The sequence below is a fragment of the Chryseobacterium sp. SIMBA_028 genome, assembly GCF_046535285.1.
Classification (GTDB): Bacteria; Bacteroidota; Bacteroidia; order Flavobacteriales; family Weeksellaceae; genus Chryseobacterium.
In genome coordinates this window covers 24574-43460 of record NZ_JAWRWZ010000023.1, presented here as the reverse complement: position 1 = coordinate 43460, position 18887 = coordinate 24574, and the positions used below count along the sequence as shown (strand labels likewise).

The window sequence follows — 18887 nt, the reverse complement described above, 5'->3', positions numbered from 1 at the left end:
ATTTAAAAATTAATCTCTTATGAAACACTCCTTAAGTGAAAGCCTAAATCAGTACACTTTTTGCTGACGATTTACACTTCCTGTTTTATTGATATATTATTATATTTGCTGCCATTACTAATTAACCATGAAAAAGATATTTTACGTTCTATTGGGGATATGCATGCTTTCTTGCAACAGCAATGAGGATACAGTTGAGGAAACCTCGATACAAGATTTACAACCAGATAAAGCATATATACATTATGTTGACAGGCCAACGAATAACCTGAATGCTGATTGGTATTATAGATTTAATTATGAGAATGGTAATTTGATAAAAATATCAGGATGGCTTAAGGGTAAAATTTTTTCTTCAGATGCATATACCTATTTAACTTATCAAGGCAATGAAGCCAAAATAAGTTATTCGTTTGATTCTGATTTAACCAATGTCTATACATTGCAAAATAACAGACCAATAAAGGAAGTGTTATATATTCAGGATTATGTACAAGGGACCAAAACTTATACATATGAGAATGATAAGATCAAAATATATTTGAAACCAACAAATAGCCTTTCTGATTATTTTGTGACGTACTATTTTAATCCGGTAACTAAAAATCTTATTAAGAGTGAGCTTTTACGTAAATCACAGGGAACAGATGTAGAGCTTTCTACAACTATTTATTCAGATTTTGATAACGCCCAGAATCCTTTCAAAAAAATGGGATTAGTGAGTGATGATCTCTATGAAAAAAGCCTTTCTGCCAATAATTTTAGAAAGAAGGAAGTCACTGTAGAACAATTTGCCCATCCAGCTAATGGAAATGTAGCAATGCCTCCATCAACAACAATTCAGGAGTTGACTTATAAATACGATTCAAAAGGTCAGGTGCTATTGTACTATCCATTGTAAAACTTATAAAAGAATCCACAGAAAATATCTGTGGATTCTTTGTTTTTATCAAACCATGAAAGTTAGCCTTATTTCATTTATATTCTTACTTTTGTCGCCATTACTAATTAATTATGAAAAAAATATTTTACATTCTACTGGGGATATGCATGCTTTCTTGCAGCAGTAGCAATGATGAAGCGATAGAAGATACCCGGGATTTGCAACCAGATAAATCCTATGAATTTTATATAGATACTCCATATTCAAGTAGTACGTCTGTTAATAATGGTCATTATCAATTTACCTATGAAAATGGTAACTTGAAAACTGTTTTTGGTCTGAATGAGAAATCTTTGCCAACAAATTCTATTTCTTTATCTTATCAAGACAATCAAGTAAAAGTATTTGATGCTGTTAATAATAGTACTAATGCTTATACGATTCATACAATAGAAAATAACAAACTCGTAAAATCAGAATTTTATAATTTCGTTTCTGTACTTGGTAAAACAAGATCATATACTTATGAAAAAGGTATAATAAGTGTATATGAAGAAAAAGGAGGGAATCAAGATGCTATTATAACTTACTATTTTAATAATGACAATAATCTTGTTAAGCAAGAAAAATTGGAAAGAATAGGCGGTGCGAATTTAGGGTTAAACACCATTATTTATTCAGATTTTGATAAGGCTAAAAATCCTTTTAAAAAATTAGGATTAGTTAACGATAGTTGGTTTGCTAAAAGCTTATCTACCAATAATTTCAGAAAGGTTGAAATTTCCTACATCAGTTTTACTAATCAGGATGTTTCAACAAAGATTTATAATTGTGTGTATAAATATGACTCAAAAGGGCAGGTTCTACTATACCATCCATTATAAAATAAAAAATCCACAGAAACTATCTGTGGATTTTGTGTTTATCATTAAGAGAGATAATCTTATTTAAAATTCTTAGAACTTCATGCCTATTCCTGCAGAAACCCTTCCGCCATCTGCTCCATAAAAATAGTTTAATCTTGCAGACATCATTTCTACAATGCTCAGCCAAACTCCGGCTCCCACTGATTGATGCCATTTTCTTGAGTATTCATTATCATTCCAGACACGGCCAACATCATAACCTACAAGGATTCCCATGTTTGCAGGAACAATATTGTTTCTGATTCTTCCAAAATCCCATCGTATTTCAGAGTTGTTGATAAAGTATGATCTTCCGGAGAATCTTTCATTTCTGAATGCTCTCATACCATTATTACCACCAATAGCTGCAGCCTGATAGAATTCAAAATTATGATTATTGATCCACATGGCATTGCTGGAGTTGGCAAACACAAAGATTCCTTTTTTATCAATTCTGTGGTCAATGGCCAGCTTTCCCTTTACAGTCAGGAAATTTTTGTTGAAATTAGAGAAAGTAGCTTTCCAGTCGGCATTTAACATGAATTCCATTCCAAGAGTAGGAAAGGCTACATTATCTGCATTTTTATAGCTGAATGTATAATTGGCTCCCAAAAACTGCTGACTATTGAAGACTTCCGGTCGTACATCCGGAGATTGGTTGATAAAGCGGCCGTCCTTTCTTTGTACTTTATTATCTTCAAAAGTAAGTTGGATCTGGTGGCTGAAGTTCATCCAGTTTTTCTTGATAATTGAGGGGGCTACACTAAACTTAGAGATTCTTGCTCTATTGTATTCTCTTTCTGTATCTTCTTTATCATAGGGACTTTCATTGGAAAGACCAAAGAAATTCTGGGAAAACCTTGGAGTAGTATAAGATGCATCCAGATTGAAATCCCATCCTGAAATAGCTTTCTTGAAAACTCCTTTATAAGTAAGGCTGAATCCCGCAGTAGCAGTATAAAAATTAGCCTTTAAACTATGCTTTTGGGTAAAAGGATCCCGGAGGAAATTATTTACGGTATAGTTGGCCAGTATTCCTATGATGACTCCATCATCCGGGTTATAATCCGCATTGGGATAGCCTGCTACAGAGTTGTACTTAGGATGTTTATAATTATAGGTATTTATTTCGTAATCGTCAGAAATATTTTTTGTTGCATTAGCAGATTGGTAGGTATTCTTTTGAGATAGGAAATCATAGATCTTTACTTTTCTTCCATCTTCTACCTTGTATACATCATGATTGTAGCCGCCAATCAGCCTGATATTCATTCGAGGGCTTCCGGTTCCCACTACTTCATAGATATCATCATCTTCCAAACCATAAATCCAAAGCTCCTTTGTTTTGGAATCATGATAGGTCTTTTCAAAAACCAGTTTATTTTTATCCTTGTTTTTGCCTAATTCATATTGCTGTACCTGTACAGTATGTCCTTTTTTGGTAATAACAAACTTGTCAGGATTTACAGTGCCTGCTAAAGACACTTTTTCCTGCAGTATATTATAGTATTCAGATGCGTAGCCTTGCAGTTTAGTCTTTCGTATCTTCAGTTTTCTTTCAATATCAGCAATGGTATCATCTTGTACTTCCTTTGGAATATTGTGGAAGGCATCATCAATATCTGCATCCGTTAAATGTTCCTGAATGTATTTTGCCTGCATTTCCCATTCTTCCTGTGTTGATCCTTTTAAAAAGACGAGATCCATTGGGTAAGGTTCCATGTTGACCCATTTTACACTACTGATATCTTCTGTAAATGTTTTCATATGGCGGATAGCAGGAACATTCATGATAAGTTTGAATGCTGCTCCGTCATATTTACTGAAAGCCTGATCCCTGTCTTTTGGAATAGGTTTGTAAATGATTTTGTCTCCATCTTCATATTCTGCCCATTTCCATTGATCAGAATGTCTGTCCCAGTCACCAATAAGCATATCAAAAAGTCTAGCTCTTATATAAGATTCTCTGTCCACAGAATATTTAGAACTTTTGCTGAGGTTTTTTAACACATCATCTGTAGAAAGAATATCCTTTGCATTATTAAAATAAGTCAATGTTTTCGGATCCGAAGAAAAACGTTCTTCAATCATATACATTTCATCACCGTAGTTGAGGTTGTATTTATCTAAGCCTTGTTGTTTAGGGATATAATATAATTTTGGATTACTGTGTAAAATATTAAGCTTTTCAGCCATATTTCCTACAGAAAATGGGGTGAATGGATGATTTGTGGTATAGAAGTCCAATAAGAATTTCTCCGGAAAAGTATCTGTAAGCTCTTCACCAAAAGTACTCTTTGTAAAAGCCATATTATTGAGAAAGCGGACAGCACTTTTTTTCACACCCCGCATTACAAATTCCTGTCCATCCTTAGCTTTTAATCTTAAACTATTAGACTGATTTCCACCACCTTCCCTAAATGGAATAAATCCACCATTTAACTCGGAAAGATTGGCTGTTGGGGCCTCAATCGGAATTCCATAATATTTTCTGTAATGCTCTCCCCACAACCATCGGTAAAACTTCCCCTTTTGGGTAAGCTGTACAGGGTAAATGCTGGAAGAGAAAGTAGATGGAAATGTATTGGGGAAATTATTCACAAATACATCCGGCTTAGAAACTACCGAGATTTGGGTTAATTTTTTTAGCTGATCATTTTGTGTAGAGAAATATTCGACGTCCGTACTTTGGTCTTTTCTGATATTTAAAACAGCAAAACCGTTGCCTCCATAAGAAAAATCAGTATGCTCAGTTATGGTAGATGGATCTACCTTTGAGCCTGCACCACTAATGATCTGTCTAATGTTACCATCTTCATGATATTGCAGATTGTGATCATGTCCGGAAACGAAAATAATATTTTCCTTATCCTGTACAAGACTTTTTAGTCGGTTGGCAAGATCTGCATAATGCTGGTTGTTGAGGTCTGCCGGACTTATTCCGGAAGAGCTTCGGAGTACATTGATAACACTGGTTATAACAGGTACAGGAACTTTACTTTTAAAAGGAAATAAATGGGATTTAGCTGAATTAAAGCCTGCATGAGTTCCACTGCTTATAACAGGGTGATGCAGCGCTACAATAATTCTTTTACCTTGATTTTTAATGATCAGATCCTTAAATTCTGTAAAGAAATCTTCACGGGTCTTGATAGTACAGTTTTTATTGATTCCTGGGTAATTATCCCAGTTGGCAATAACCCATTCTGTATCAATAGCAATTAATTTAATATCATTGGATATATTGATATCATCAATTGGACAGCCATTTTTAGGGAGGAAAGGTTTTTTATCATCAAAATACTTTTTTACAAAAGCTTCCTGGGCTTTCAATCCGTCCAATCCGTTATACCAGTCATGATTTCCTGGGATTACTAATGTTTTTCCCTTAAAATTTTTAGTGATGGTAAGCTGATTTTCCAGTTTTTGTTTTGCTAAATCATAATCTTTATCCGTTTCCTTGGGCATTCCGTTGGGGTAGATATTGTCTCCCAGAAAGATCAACATAGAGTTTTTATCTGCTGAGTCCAGTTTACCTTTAAGTAGATTGAGTGTCTTTTGAGCCTGAGGTTCATCAGCATTTCCGGTATCTCCAATGAGGAAAACCTTAAAGTCATTTTCAGATTTTATATCAGAATCTTTTACTTCAAATAAGTTTTTGCCTTTTTGTACGTTATATGTTGCGCAGGAATATAACGCTCCGGCGGACATTACTGTTCGTAAAACAATAGAAGTATTTTTTAGATGAGTTTTAAAGGATAAATTCATAAATTTACATTAACAAAAATTCAGGAATGAGCATTCTACACAAAGCTAAAAATTATGTTGAAATCTTATTCAAAGATAAGTTATCTTCGGTATATTTTTATCATAATTTTATCCATACTGCCTATACTGTTAACAAGGCAGAGGAAATCATGAAAAATACTCCTGTTTCTGAAGAAGATCAGGAAAAAGTACTCGTGGCCCTTTGGTTTCATGACACTGGCTATATAGAATGTGCCATGAATCATGAAGAAAGAAGTGTAGAGATTATGAAAAACTTTCTACATCAGGAAAATTATCCGGAAAACTATATCGCAGAAGTAGAAAAACTGATTTTAGCGACTAAGATTACTTATGAACCTCAGGGATTATTGGAAAAAATTGTAAAAGATGCTGATTTCAGTCATTTTGCAGGTCATGATTATAATGATATTTCTGATGCTTTAAGAAAGGAGTGGGAGCTTACCAATGTAAGATGTTTTTCTAATGATGAGTGGAATGCCGGAAATCTTGATATGCTGAAAAATAAGCACACCTTTTACACAGACTATGCCAAGGAAAACTGGGAGCCTTTAAAAAAGAAAAATATCAAAAAAATTGAAAAGAAGCTTGTAAAGGAAGAGGAGAAAAAAGATAACTCTGAAGGAAAGAAAGAAAAAGAGAAATCAGACAGAAGTGTAGATACCTTATTTAGGGTGACCCTTAACAACCATACGAGGCTGAGTGATATTGCAGACAGTAAAGCCAATATTCTTTTATCTGTAAATGCGATCATTATTTCAGTCTGTCTTTCTGTACTGGTTCCAAAATTGGATGCTCCGAAAAATTCACATTTGATTCTTCCAAGTTTTATCCTATTGCTATCCAGTGTCCTTACCATCATATTTGCTATCTTGTCCACAAAGCCAAACGTAACCAAGACAACATTTACTACTCAGGACGTTACCAACAGGAAAGTGAATCTACTGTTCTTCGGAAACTTTCAACAAATGCTTTTTGATGACTATCATAATGCAATGAAAGACCTGATCAAGGATAGGGATTATATTTATGATTCCATGGTGAAAGATTTGTATTATCTGGGAAAGGTTCTCGACAGAAAGTATAAACTTTTATCCATTACCTATAAAATCTTTATGGCCGGAATTATTATTTCGGTATTATCATTTGGATTTGCTTTCCTTAGTCTTTAATAAAAAAATAAAACACAATGATTGTCAGACAGCGTACAAATTGGCTGAAAATGTTATTTATATGGAGAGGTTCTGTGTTGAAGAAAATAGGAGTTCAGCTTATTATCATTAGTCTGTTTTCTCTGGCAATCTATTATTTCAAAGGGAAAATCTTTGATTATAAAGTACATCTTAATCCTACCATCTTTACATTAATTGGACTGGCACTGGCTATTTTCATGGGATTTTGCAACTCAGCTAGCTATGATAGGTTTTGGGAAGGAAGAAAACTTTGGGGGCTTCTGGTGATTGAAACAAGATCACTTACAAGACAGATTTTATCACTGGTCAATGATTCTGATCCAGAAGCTAAGGAAGAAAAACAAAAGATCATTAAGATGATCTCAGCTTTTTGCTGGTCCTTGAATTATCAATTGAGAGATAAATCCGGAACAGAGCATTTATCAAGACTATTATCTCCGGAACAAATAGATCAGTTGAAGAATAAAAAGTTTATTCCAAGTATTATCTTGGGATTCATTGCCGATTGGTTAAATGAGCAGAATAAAAAAGGAAATATAGATACCATTGTCATGACTTCTATGGATCATCAGCTGAACCAATTTTCCAATATTTCCGGAGGCTGCGAGAGGATCTATAACACACCATTACCATTTGCCTATAGTATTTTGCTGCACCGCACGGTTTATTTATACTGCTTTTGGCTTCCTTTCGGACTGGTAGATTCATTGGGCTGGATGATGCCTTTAATTGTTTTACTGATAAGCTATACCTTTATTGCTCTGGATGCCATTATTCAGGAAATTGGGGAACCTTTTGGGGAAGAAGAAAATGATCTTGCCCTGAATAGTATTTGTCGTACCATCGAGTTCTCTATTTTTGAACAGGCTGAAATCCCACAAGGAGAGTTGAAAAAGCCCGATTCTTATTTTATAAATTGATCCTGGCAGATTGAAACTCTCAACGCCAACAACCCCGTAATCCCCTGAAGGTCTTCCACCTTTAGGAACTCTACATTATGTTGTAGAATACTTTTCTTTTGTAGTTTCGAGATGTATTCCAGGTACTCTTTCTGGTTTTCCATTCCGAAGTAGACGATCGTGATCTTCCCGGGAGCAGTGATTCGTTCTGAAGAATCCTTTACATGGGCTTTATCCAGACGTTTTTTTATAATTTCATAATAAGAATTGTAGGCGCCGTCTACATCAAAGCGTTTTTCATCCATTCTGAACCGGATATCTATCTTTTCGTTATATACAAAGATAAGAGATGCAATATCTAATGAAATAGGAAGATCCTTTTTAAAAGTCTGGAACTCCAGTTCCATTTTACAGATGGTTTTCAGCTGCCAGTACCTTAATTTATGTACCACTTTTGAAGTATATTGCAGTTCTGGTGCAATATTATGGCCGATGTAGAGATTATGCTCTACACCATCAGACTTGAATCTTTCATAGTAATGGGGAAAAATCTGCTGGGCTTTAATTTGGTTTTCATCCAGCATATCCGCGAACTTTCTGTTGAGAAGCATTATAGAATCATCCAGTTTTTTTCTATGATTATAGAACAGATCCGTTTGTGGGCGTACTTGTAAAAAATAGTCCTTAATCTTTGCCTTTACTTCTCGGGATGATCTTACCTCCAGTTTTCCCTGCAGAAAGGGATGAATTTCTTCTCTCAATAATCTCTGAAAACGTTGTTCTGTATCCGCTTTGATCTCATTGTTCAGCTCATTCTCAAAAACATCAAGAGCTAATGTGAATTTTTCTGAATCAGAATTTGTTAATGCTAAAATATCAATTAACCACTCAATTTGTTGGTTGATATCCTGAAGCATTAAGTTAAAGCGTTTTTCAGAAGAAGAACGAATATCAGATACTCCAAATAAAGGAGTTAGATTTTTAAAGGAGATTTGCTTTAAAGTATATATTTTTTTCCCTAGTGATGCTGTAAAATATTTTTCAGCTTCATTCCGGAACTTCCATACCACACTATCGTGGATAGAGGTATACTCACGCTGGATGATAGCTTCTATCTGGTAATTTTTCTCAAAATAGAACCTGTTCAGAGAGAAGAGGATCATATCTGAAAAAAACTCCATTTTTTTAAGTTTTAAACCATTGAAACTACCAGCGATGGAAGATGTAAACTCCATGATTGCAAGCAGATCATTGTCTTTCATGATAGGAATTACCATGAAGCTGTTAACATTATTATCCTTTAAAATATTAAACGAAGGAAGCTGCCTGATATTTTCATCCAAATTGTTCACATTGGAAACAACAATGGGTTTTGAATTATGACTTAAATTATTGAACGTATTTATTCTGGTTTCTTCATCAAAAGTATTGATCCAGAAATCAAGGATATGATTGGTTAGCAGGCTTTCATAAATAGGAAGTTTATCCAGTTTTTGTTCTTTCTTATTGAAAGTCATCAGTCCGAAGTTGAGGTCTGCTACATCAAAATAAGACTTGAAGATTTCAGTGAGATTTTCATTAGGATTTAAATCTTCGGGATCAATTTCAATCATGCTTGATTTCAGATCAGACAATGCTACCTCAGAGGTACAATCTACAAGTGAAATAATGGTAAACCCTTTCAGTACCCAAGATTGTGAGGGAAAATATTTTTTCCACAGTTTAAAATCATCCAAATTTTCTAAAAGCATATCCAGAATATCATCGGAAGGAATTTTTGCTTCCTCTGTAGGATAAATTTCAGTAAAATCTGAATTTACAGTAATCTTATAGTGCTTCATGATTCCCTGTTTATTGGGGATATCATAATAGAAAGGGATGGTACTTTTAATATCTTTTTTGAAATAGGTCTGAAGAATCAGACAGCAGCAGAATACATAAAACTCATTGTCATTAATATTCCTGAGCTCTATCTCAAAGTCTTTTCCGGCATCTTTAAGAATTCCTTTAAATCTTTCGGTGTAATTAAAAGTGATATTAGATAGAGGAATACTTGCGGCTTTTATTTCATTGTTGGTAAGTCCGGTAGGAAAGAGGTCAGCAAGAAGTAATCTGATGAGGTCTTCATTTTTTTCTAAAAGACTGATGTCCTGAAAACCATCTTTCAACTCCGTGAAATTCTTTGTTCTGTCAATTAAGGATTCAGCATAATTGACCCTATATTCCAGTCGGTCATTGTAACGGATATGCTCCAACACATCCAAATATTTTTTGAATGATATATAAACCTGAAAGGGAGAGTCTTTTTTGTAAAGATTGGCCAACTGCTGAAATTTAGAGTAAAGTTATGAAAAAAACATCATTTCCAAATGTAGTCTTTTACCAGATGAATTGGTATTGGAAGGTTATTTTATTTCAAGTTTTTATATGTTTTTTGAAATATGTATATCATTATTTATTGTTTGCTATTTTTTCTCTATTTATTACTTTCTTTTTTATTAATAAGGATATCAAAAAAAAAACCTTTCAGATCAACTGAAAGGTTTTTAATATAGTGTGGATAACTTTTTATAATCCGAATATCCCTGCAAATAGATCCGGGAAAACTCCCAGTGCGATAATCGTTACGATTACAACTACTGCAACAATATTGTAAGTAATGGTTACTTTTTCTGAAGATTTGAATGTAGACTCCTTAAAGAAGAACATCGCAATGATTAGTCTTAAATAGTAAGCGATAGATAGGGCAGAACCTAATACTGCTACCAATACTAAAAATGCGGCTCCGTTCATTGCTTGGGAGAATAAAGCAAATTTTCCCATGAAACCAGCTGTTAACGGAACTCCTGCCATTGAAAGCATAGAGATTGCAGCTGCTGTAGCCAATAAAGGTTCAGTTTTAGCCAATCCTTTGAAAGCTCCGAAAGATGTTTCTCTCTTTAATTTCTCTACCCAGATTAAGCACATGAAAACCCCTACTGTGGATAAGGCGTACGCAAATAAATAAAAGGCAAGATTATAAGTAGAAAGGCTAGTCATTCCGAAGAATACCAATCCGATATATCCTGCATGAGAAACTGAAGAGTAAGCTAACATTCTTTTTGCATTTGTCTGAGCAAGACCCATAACGTTTGCTAAAAGTAATGTAATGATTAAGAATACTCCTAAAACATTAATCCATTCGTGGGTAACTCCTGTAAATCCAATGGTCATTAATCTGAATAAAGCAAAGAATCCTGAGATCTTTACTACACTTGCCATAAAAGCTGTGATTAATGATGGAGAACCTGCATATACATCAGGACTCCACATGTGGAAAGGTGCTAGTGCTACTTTGAATGCTAATGCACAAAGAATTAATAATACACCTAGAATAAACATTACATTGGTAGCATTTGCCACTCCAAAGTCATGAATTTTATAGAGATCAAAGCTTCCAGCACTTCCATAAATGAACGCAATACCGAAAAGTAAGAAACCTGTCGCAAATGCACCCATTAAGAAATACTTGATTGAAGCTTCGTTTGATCTTAAATCAGTTTTGTTGGCACCGGCCATTACATATAATGGGATAGAAAGGATCTCAACACCTAAGAACATTGTTACCAAGTTCTGGAATCCGAAAAGAACAATCCCTCCAATTAATGCAAATAGCATCAATGCATATAATTCTGACTGGTGGCTTCTGTGGTTGCTGAATGCAAAACCTCCCAGGAAGAATAACAATAATGTTGTTACAATTGATATTTTAGTGAATAATGCCGTATTGGCACTGTATTCATACATATGCTTGTATTGATCGAAGAACGAACATTCAGGCATAAAGCTTACATACAATGCAATGATTAGTCCCAAAATCCCAATGTATCTTGCGAATTTTCCTTGTTCAAAAACTCCTGAAAATAACGCAATAACTGCCGTTAGGAAAACAATAATTAAAACACTCATAATATAGATTTGAGATGTGAGATTTGAAGTTTAAAGTTTTAGGTTCAGAGTTTAAAGTTTCAGGTTTAATTTCCTGTCTTTAATTTCTTTGCCTTTTATCTTTTACTCTTCTCTAACCTCTTAATTTTTTAATTTTTAAATCTTTTAATTTTTAGCTGGCCATCGCCGTGTAGATAAACTTCACTGAACTACTCACCATGTCGATTACCGGTTGTGGGAAAATACCAAGTAAGATCACAAAAACCGCTAAACTTGCCAAAACAGAAAATTCTACACCTGATAAATCTTTTGCTGTACTTAAAACTTCTGCATTTCCTTCTCCAAACATTGCTTTTCCGTAGAATCTCAATAAGTACACCGCACAAAGAATTACCGTAAGACCAGCAATTACAGCTGCTGTTCCGTTAAAATCATACACTGATTTCAATAGAATGAATTCCCCAATAAATCCATTGGTTAATGGAACTCCCATTGAACCTAATATAATGATCAAGAACAATACAGCAAACTTAGGAGCAACTTTCGCTAAACCACCCATTTGTCTGATGTCTCTTGATTTAAATCTCTTGTATAAAATATCACAACAGTAGAATAATCCTACTACGTTGATACCATGAGCAAAAGTCTGTACCAAAGCTCCTTCAGCACCTTCCACATTGAAAGTTCCTCTTAAAGTAACTACTGCAGAAGCGAAGATCCCTGCTACCATCAATCCTACGTGAGAGAAAGATGAATACGCAATGATTCTCTTCATGTCTGTCTGGATAATGGCAATCAATGCTCCGTGAACAATTCCTACAATAGCAAGGATGATTACAATCTGTCCTGAAATTCCTGCAATAGGAAGTGGAGTAATTGGAAGTAAATAACGCATTAGACCATAAACCGCCATCTTAAGCATAATACCGGACAACAACATCGATCCTTGAGTAGGAGAGTAGGTATAGGTATCAGGCTGCCAGGTATGGAAAGGGAATACCGGTAATTTCACTGCAAAAGCAAAGAAAATAAACCAGAATACCACCGTCTGCTGTGTTTCGTTCAGTTGTGCATTGTATAGATCCGTTAAAGCGAATGATGCAGAGTGGTTGTACACATAGATCAATCCTGCTAACATAAATAAAGATCCAACGAATGTATATACGAAGAACTTCGTAGTGAATTCAAACCTTTTATTTTCTTGTCCCCAAAGTCCGGCAATAAACCAAATTGGAATCAATGTTACTTCCCAGAAAATGTAGAATAACAATCCGTCTAAAGAAGTAAATACTCCAACAAGACCAAACTGCATCAACAGAATCAAGCCGTAGAATGTATTTCTGTAGTTTACACTTTCGTTGAAAGAAGATAAAATGATGATTGGCACTAAAATATTAGTCAGCAATAACAGAAGCATGCTCATCCCATCGATACCGAAGTGAAGAGAACTCTTCATAAATTGTGACCAGGGATAATTAATCTCATGCTGCAATACACTGTCTACCGTCGGAGTAAAATCAAAATCCGATAGTATATAGAATGTAAGGAGCATTTGGACTAATGAAATTCCTAGTGCCAAATATTTGCTGGAATTACTCTTCCATGCAAAAACTAATCCCGAACCTACTAGAGGTAAAAGTAATAATGTTAATAATAAACAAGACATTATTATTGTAATAAAAAGTTAACAATTAATATAATTCCCACCGCTAAAGACATGATAAGGATATATGTCTCTACATTTCCGTTCTGTACACGCTTCATAGCTTTTCCGCTGTCTTCAGCACCATCACCTACAAAGTTTACAAAACGGTCTAAGATACCCTTATCAAACATTTTTCCTCCGCGTCCTAATCCTTCAACAGTTTTTACAATCAATGCGTTGTAAAGTTCGTCAACGTATAATTTCTTAGCAGAAAGCTTTTCCCATCCGGTATAGCTTTCTTCTGCAATAGCCATTTTTTTCTTCTTCACATAGGTATTTCTAACGATAAACCAAACAGAGAAGAACATCAGGATTGTTGCAGCTAATAAGATCATTTCAGTATTGAAAGGTACTCCTGAAAGAGTAGCTTCCATCTGGCTGTAGCTTTGTTCCGTAAGAACAGGCTTTAGCCATTCCATCAGTTTGGCATAATGACCGTGACCGATGAAGTGTGGCAAGTTAATGAAACCTCCAATTACAGAAAGGATAGCCAATACGATCAATGGTAATGTCATATTCAACGGACTTTCATGTAAGTGGTGTTTTTGTTCTTCAGTACCTCTGAATTCTCCGTGGAATGTCAAATAGTACAGTCTGAACATATACGTTGCAGTCATTGCCGCTAAAACAAATAAAATCACCCAATAAACAGGGTTTTTAGCGAAAGCTGCTACTAAAATTTCGTCTTTAGAGATCATCCCTGAAAGTAAAGGGAAACCTGAGATAGCCAATGTTCCGATAAGGAATGTAGCGTGGGTAAGAGGAATATATTTTTTAAGACCTCCCATGAAACGCATATCCTGCTCGTTGCTCATCGCATGGATTACTGAACCTGCACCCAAGAATAATAAAGCCTTGAAGAATGCGTGTGTCATTACGTGGAACATAGCTGTTGTATACGCTCCAAGACCTAAAGCAATGAACATAAACCCAAGTTGTGAAACGGTAGAGTATGCCAATACTTTTTTGATGTCGTTTTGACGAAGTGCATAGAATCCTGCTAAAGCTGCCGTTAAGAATCCAATTAATAGAATTCCTCCCTGTACTGTTGGAGCTAAAGTAAATAAGAAGTTTGATCTTACTACCAAATAGATCCCGGCAGTTACCATTGTTGCCGCGTGAATTAATGCTGATACAGGAGTTGGTCCTGCCATCGCATCCGGTAGCCATGTATATAATGGAACCTGAGCGGATTTACCGGTAGCACCGATGAATAAACTCGCTGTGATAAAGATAATCACTGTTCCGTCTAATTCAAATTTTGAAGCATTTTCAGCTACTGAAAGGTAATCTACAGCATTGGTTTGAGCAGCAATCATAAAGATACCGATCAATAATGCAAGGTCACCAATTCTGTTCATGATGAAAGCTTTTCTTGCTGCTTTACCATATTCTTCGTTGGTATACCAGAATCCGATCAATAGGTAAGAACAAAGACCTACTCCTTCCCATCCGATGAATAAGATAAGGTAGTTGCTTCCCATTACTAAAAGTAACATTGAGAAGATGAAAAGATTCAGGTAAGTAAAAAACTTATAGAATCCTTTGTCATGGCTCATATATCCGATAGAGTATAAGTGGATCAGTGAACCGATACCCGTAATGATCATCACCATCATTAAAGAAAGCTGATCAATCTGGAATCCAAAATTAATTTGTATTCCATTTACTCTAAACCATTCAAAAGCTTTTACGATTACAGGCTGGCTTTCAGAATTAAAATTCATGAAAAGACTTACAGCGATACAGAAAGATCCGAATACTGCTGCCGTTGCCAAAGAACCTACCAATATTTTTGGAAGATTTTTCCCGAATAAACCGTTAATAAGAAACCCTAAAAGTGGTAAAAGTACTATTGCATATACTAAATTCTCCATTCTTATCCTCTTAATTTATTAAATATACTTACATCTACAGAACGGGTATTTCTATAAAGCATAGCAATAATTGCCAAACCTACTGCTACTTCAGCAGCAGCCACTACCATAATGAAGAAAACTAAAAGTTGTCCGTCGCCGTTTCCTTTATATGCTGAAAATGCTGCCAACAAAAGGTTTACAGAATTCAACATAAGCTCTACACAGCCCAGAATCACAATAGCATTTTTTCTAAGCAATACGCCCATCACTCCCAGACAGAATAATACTGAGCAAAGAATGATAAAGTAGTTCAAAGGGATGCTTTGTATAAAAGTATTTACTTCTCCCATAATTTTATAAATCTTTTTTACCGATTAATACCGCGCCTACAATACCTGCCAAAATTAGGATGGAAGCAAGCTCAAACGGTAAAACATATTCATTAAACAAAAGTCTACCCAGATTTTTAGTAAGACCTACACCTCTGTCTACATTCTCCACCACAATGTGGTTGTCTTGTACTCCTCTGAATACTCCTAAGACTCCTAGTAAAAGAAGACCTGCAGTAAAAACCCCAACAAACTTTAAAGTATTGTTCTTTTTACTTTCGTCTCCCTTATTAAGGTTAAGCATCATTAAGATGTAAAGGAAAAGTACCATGATGGCACCTGCGTACACTATAATCTGGATGATTGCAAGGAACTGCGCATTCAAAAGAATGTACATTCCGGCAATTGAAAACATCGTTACAATTAATGACAAAATAGCATAGAGAGGATTTCTTGCAAATACAAAATAAATTGCACTAGCCACTGCTAAAAACGCCACCAAGAAAAATAAAAACTGATCCATTATTTTACCGCATTTTTTTGTTTCTCGGATTGTCTTGTCGTGATGTCAATCCTTTCATTTATTTTTTCAACTAATTTATCTTTTCCATAGATGAAAGAACCTCTGTTGGTTTCTACGTCTACCAATCTGTCTGTAAGATAGATGGCAGATTTAGGACAAGCTTCTTCACACATTCCGCAGAAAATACATCTTAGCATATTGATTTCATATACTGAGGCATACTTTTCTTCTCTGTAAAGACCTTTTTCCTCTTTGGTTCTTTCAGCAGCAGTCATCGTAATGGCTTCTGCAGGACAAGCTACCGCACAAAGTCCACAAGCTGTACATCTTTCTCTGCCTTCCTCGTCTCTTTTCAAAACGTGCTGACCTCTCCAGATGGTAGTTCTTGGCTTCTGTACTTCCGGATACGAATATACTGCGGGAGCACCCTTTATCACGGTTCTTACAGCATGCTTAAATGTAATCCCCATCCCTGTAAAAATAGCAGGAAGATAGATTTTTTCAGCAAGGGTCATTTCTTTATTGGAAACAACTTTTGATCTGTTTGTAAGTTTCATTTAATTATAGATATTAGATGTTAGACGTTAGATTTTAGACTAATCCTGTCTGTTATCTTAATTATTTAATATTGATGATTGAATATGATAGGCTAAAGATAAAGTTTTGATTTCATTATCAAATTTTCAAATCAGCTCATTTTCAAATTTTCTTAGTTTGCAAACGCTAAAATTACAGCTCCTGTAACCAATAGATTTACCAATGCCATAGGAATCAATGTTTTCCATCCTAAGTGCATTAACTGATCATATCTGAATCTTGGAAGCGTCCATCTGATCCACATAAAGATCAAAATTCCGATTACTGTCTTTGTTAAGAATGCAACCACACTCAAAATACCTGCAGTATTTTCTCCCCAGTTCTGAGTTACCCATTCTATACCAGGATAATTGTACCCTCCGAAGAAAAGAACCACCATGAATGCATTAGAGATAAACATGTTCACATATTCTCCGAACATATATAAACCTAATTTCATGGAAGAGTATTCTGTAGAGTATCCTGTTACCAATTCAGATTCACACTCAGGTAAATCGAAAGGGTGTCTGTTTGTTTCTGCCAGAGCTGCTACAAAGAAAACAAGGAATGCTATTGGCTGGTAGAAAATATTCCAGTTCATACCAGAACCCCAAGGAATAATTCCCCATAATTTTCCGGTAGTCTGGCTTTCAGTAATTTCTTTTAAGTCTAAACTTCCAGACATCATAATGATAGAAAGAAGTGCTAGTCCCATTGCCAATTCATAAGAAATCATCTGAGAAGAAGCACGGATAGCACCTAATAATGAATATTTGTTGTTTGAGGCCCAACCTCCAATCATGATTCCGTAAACCCCAATTGAAGCCATTCCGATGATGAAAAGTACACCAACATCAATGTTAGCAACCTGAAGATCAAAAGAAGTACCTGCAATATTTAAACTTTTACCCCAAGGAATAACAGCTCCCGTAATCAATGAAATAAACATTACCAAGGCAGGTCCTAATACGAAAAGGAATTTTTCTGCATTGGCAGGGGTAAAGTCTTCTTTAAAGAAAAACTTTCCACCATCAGCAAGAGGCTGTAATAGTCCGAAAGGTCCGGCTCTGTTAGGACCAATTCTATCCTGCATGATTGAAGCTACTTTTCTTTCTGCCCAGGTAGAGTAGGCTGCAATCGTTAACGATAGCAAGAAAAGTGCTAATACAAGTATAAGTTTAAATGTAAGTAAATCCATTTTTTTGTTATAGATGTTAGATATTAGAAGTTAGAAATTAGAAAGTCTGGGATCTAATGTCTGAAATCTGATGTCTTTTAATTAAAATTATTTTTCGTCTTTTTCACTGATTTCTTTAGCCATAGGATTGTCTAAAACTCTTAGCTCATCCTTAGGTTTTTCGTAGTGGTTCAATGAAATTACAGAGTGTCTGTCGATATGTCTAGGACCTTCGATGTTCCAGTCTGATAATGCTTTTCTTTCGAAACGGCATGTATCACAGATGAATTCTTCAACTTCACCCCATTGGTCTTTTCTTGCAGTTACTCTTACAATTTCATCACCTTTCATCCAAACTACCGCTTTTCCTGAACATTTATCACATTTACAAGTAGCATTCATTGGTTTTGTAAACCATACTCTGCTTGCAAAACGAGATGTTCTGTCTGTTAATGCTCCTACAGGACAAACGTCGATAATGTTTCCGATGAAGTCATTGTCTAAAGCTTTATTTAAATAGGTTGAAATTTCAGCGTGATCTCCTCTGAAAAGAATACCGTGTTCTCTTGTTTCTGTAAGCTGGTTTGCAGTCAATACACATCTTGCACAAAGAATACAACGGTTCATGTTCAATTTGATGTTCGGTCCAAGATCATCAGCTTCGTAAGTATTTCTTTCGAATTCTGTTCTTGTCTCAAGATTTCCATGCTCATATCCAAGATCCTGAAGGTGGCATTCACCAGCCTGGTCACAAACCGGGCAGTCTAGCGGGTGATTTACCAATAAGAATTCGGTAACCGCTTTTCTTCCTTCCTGAGCTTTCTCAGAAGTAAGGTTTTTAACTTCCATACCGTCCATTACATTCGTTCTGCAACTTGCTACCAATTTTGGCATAGGACGCGGGTCTGCTTCAGATCCTTTAGAAACTTCTACAAGACAAGTTCTACATCTCCCTCCACTGGTTTCTAACTTGCTGTAGTAGCACATAGCAGGAGGTACAGATTTACCACCGATTTGTCTTGCAGCTTCCAAAATGGAAGTACCAGGCATCACTTCGGTAGTCTGTCCGTCTATAGTTATTTTGAATTTTTTAACTTCTTCGCTCATATGATATGCTTTAAGCTT

14 protein-coding genes are annotated in these 18887 nt (G+C 35.4%); 4 read left to right on the top strand and 10 right to left on the bottom strand.

The window, feature by feature from the left end; all coding sequences use genetic code 11:
• The first annotated feature begins 127 nt into the window (after positions 1-127).
• Together SCA31_RS21855 and SCA31_RS21850 are read left to right on the top strand one after the other, a co-directional pair.
• Complete coding sequence (locus tag SCA31_RS21855) at positions 128-901, top strand: hypothetical protein (protein ID WP_410699159.1); 774 nt, start codon at positions 128-130, stop codon at positions 899-901.
• A gap of 113 nt (positions 902-1014) precedes the next feature.
• Positions 1015-1767 carry a hypothetical protein gene (locus tag SCA31_RS21850; protein ID WP_410699157.1) on the top strand — a complete coding sequence of 251 codons (753 nt, stop codon included), beginning with the start codon at positions 1015-1017 and terminating at the stop codon, positions 1765-1767.
• Positions 1768-1839: 72 nt separating this feature from the next.
• Here SCA31_RS21850 and SCA31_RS21845 read toward each other — a convergent pair whose 3' ends face one another.
• On the bottom strand, positions 1840-5556 hold the full coding sequence (locus SCA31_RS21845; protein ID WP_410699155.1) for a metallophosphoesterase: 3717 nt from the start codon (positions 5554-5556) through the stop codon (positions 1840-1842).
• Positions 5557-5582: 26 nt separating this feature from the next.
• Here SCA31_RS21845 and SCA31_RS21840 point away from each other — a divergent pair, with 26 nt between their 5' ends.
• Positions 5583-6746, top strand: a complete 1164-nt coding sequence (locus SCA31_RS21840; RefSeq protein ID WP_410699154.1) for a Pycsar system effector family protein — start codon at positions 5583-5585, stop codon at positions 6744-6746.
• Between the two features lie 17 nt (positions 6747-6763).
• Positions 6764-7687: a bestrophin family protein gene (locus SCA31_RS21835; protein WP_410699152.1), complete on the top strand. Its 924-nt coding sequence runs from the start codon at positions 6764-6766 to the stop codon at positions 7685-7687.
• On the opposite strand, the gene SCA31_RS21830 is transcribed toward SCA31_RS21835, so the two are convergent.
• The 9 genes from SCA31_RS21830 to SCA31_RS21790 form a co-directional block, all read right to left on the bottom strand.
• Positions 7672-9924, bottom strand: coding sequence for a GAF domain-containing protein (locus tag SCA31_RS21830; RefSeq protein WP_410699151.1), 2253 nt, complete (start codon positions 9922-9924; stop codon positions 7672-7674). The two genes, SCA31_RS21835 and SCA31_RS21830, sit on opposite strands and share 16 nt — an antisense overlap.
• A gap of 310 nt (positions 9925-10234) precedes the next feature.
• Positions 10235-11614 (bottom strand): NADH-quinone oxidoreductase subunit N, encoded by a 1380-nt coding sequence (locus SCA31_RS21825; RefSeq protein ID WP_410699150.1) that lies wholly within the window; start codon positions 11612-11614, stop codon positions 10235-10237.
• Between the two features lie 151 nt (positions 11615-11765).
• Positions 11766-13259 (bottom strand): complex I subunit 4 family protein, encoded by a 1494-nt coding sequence (locus SCA31_RS21820; RefSeq protein ID WP_410699149.1) that lies wholly within the window; start codon positions 13257-13259, stop codon positions 11766-11768.
• A gap of 2 nt (positions 13260-13261) precedes the next feature.
• Positions 13262-15175 carry an NADH-quinone oxidoreductase subunit L gene (gene nuoL, locus SCA31_RS21815; protein WP_410699148.1) on the bottom strand — a complete coding sequence of 638 codons (1914 nt, stop codon included), beginning with the start codon at positions 15173-15175 and terminating at the stop codon, positions 13262-13264.
• A 2-nt stretch (positions 15176-15177) separates the two neighbouring features.
• Entirely contained in the window at positions 15178-15507 is a 330-nt protein-coding gene (gene nuoK / locus SCA31_RS21810; RefSeq protein WP_045492868.1) for an NADH-quinone oxidoreductase subunit NuoK, read from the bottom strand.
• A gap of 4 nt (positions 15508-15511) precedes the next feature.
• Entirely contained in the window at positions 15512-16009 is a 498-nt protein-coding gene (locus tag SCA31_RS21805) for an NADH-quinone oxidoreductase subunit J (RefSeq protein ID WP_076356193.1), read from the bottom strand.
• Positions 16009-16566: a NuoI/complex I 23 kDa subunit family protein gene (locus tag SCA31_RS21800; protein ID WP_040996950.1), complete on the bottom strand. Its 558-nt coding sequence runs from the start codon at positions 16564-16566 to the stop codon at positions 16009-16011. The genes SCA31_RS21805 and SCA31_RS21800 overlap by 1 nt, the downstream gene beginning before the upstream one ends.
• 152 nt (positions 16567-16718) lie before the next feature.
• A complete protein-coding gene (nuoH, locus tag SCA31_RS21795; protein ID WP_410699145.1) occupies positions 16719-17783 on the bottom strand; it encodes an NADH-quinone oxidoreductase subunit NuoH in 1065 nt (354 codons plus the stop codon).
• 87 nt (positions 17784-17870) lie between these two features.
• Positions 17871-18869 (bottom strand): 2Fe-2S iron-sulfur cluster-binding protein, encoded by a 999-nt coding sequence (locus SCA31_RS21790; RefSeq protein ID WP_332561621.1) that lies wholly within the window; start codon positions 18867-18869, stop codon positions 17871-17873.
• Positions 18870-18887: the final 18 nt, after the last annotated feature.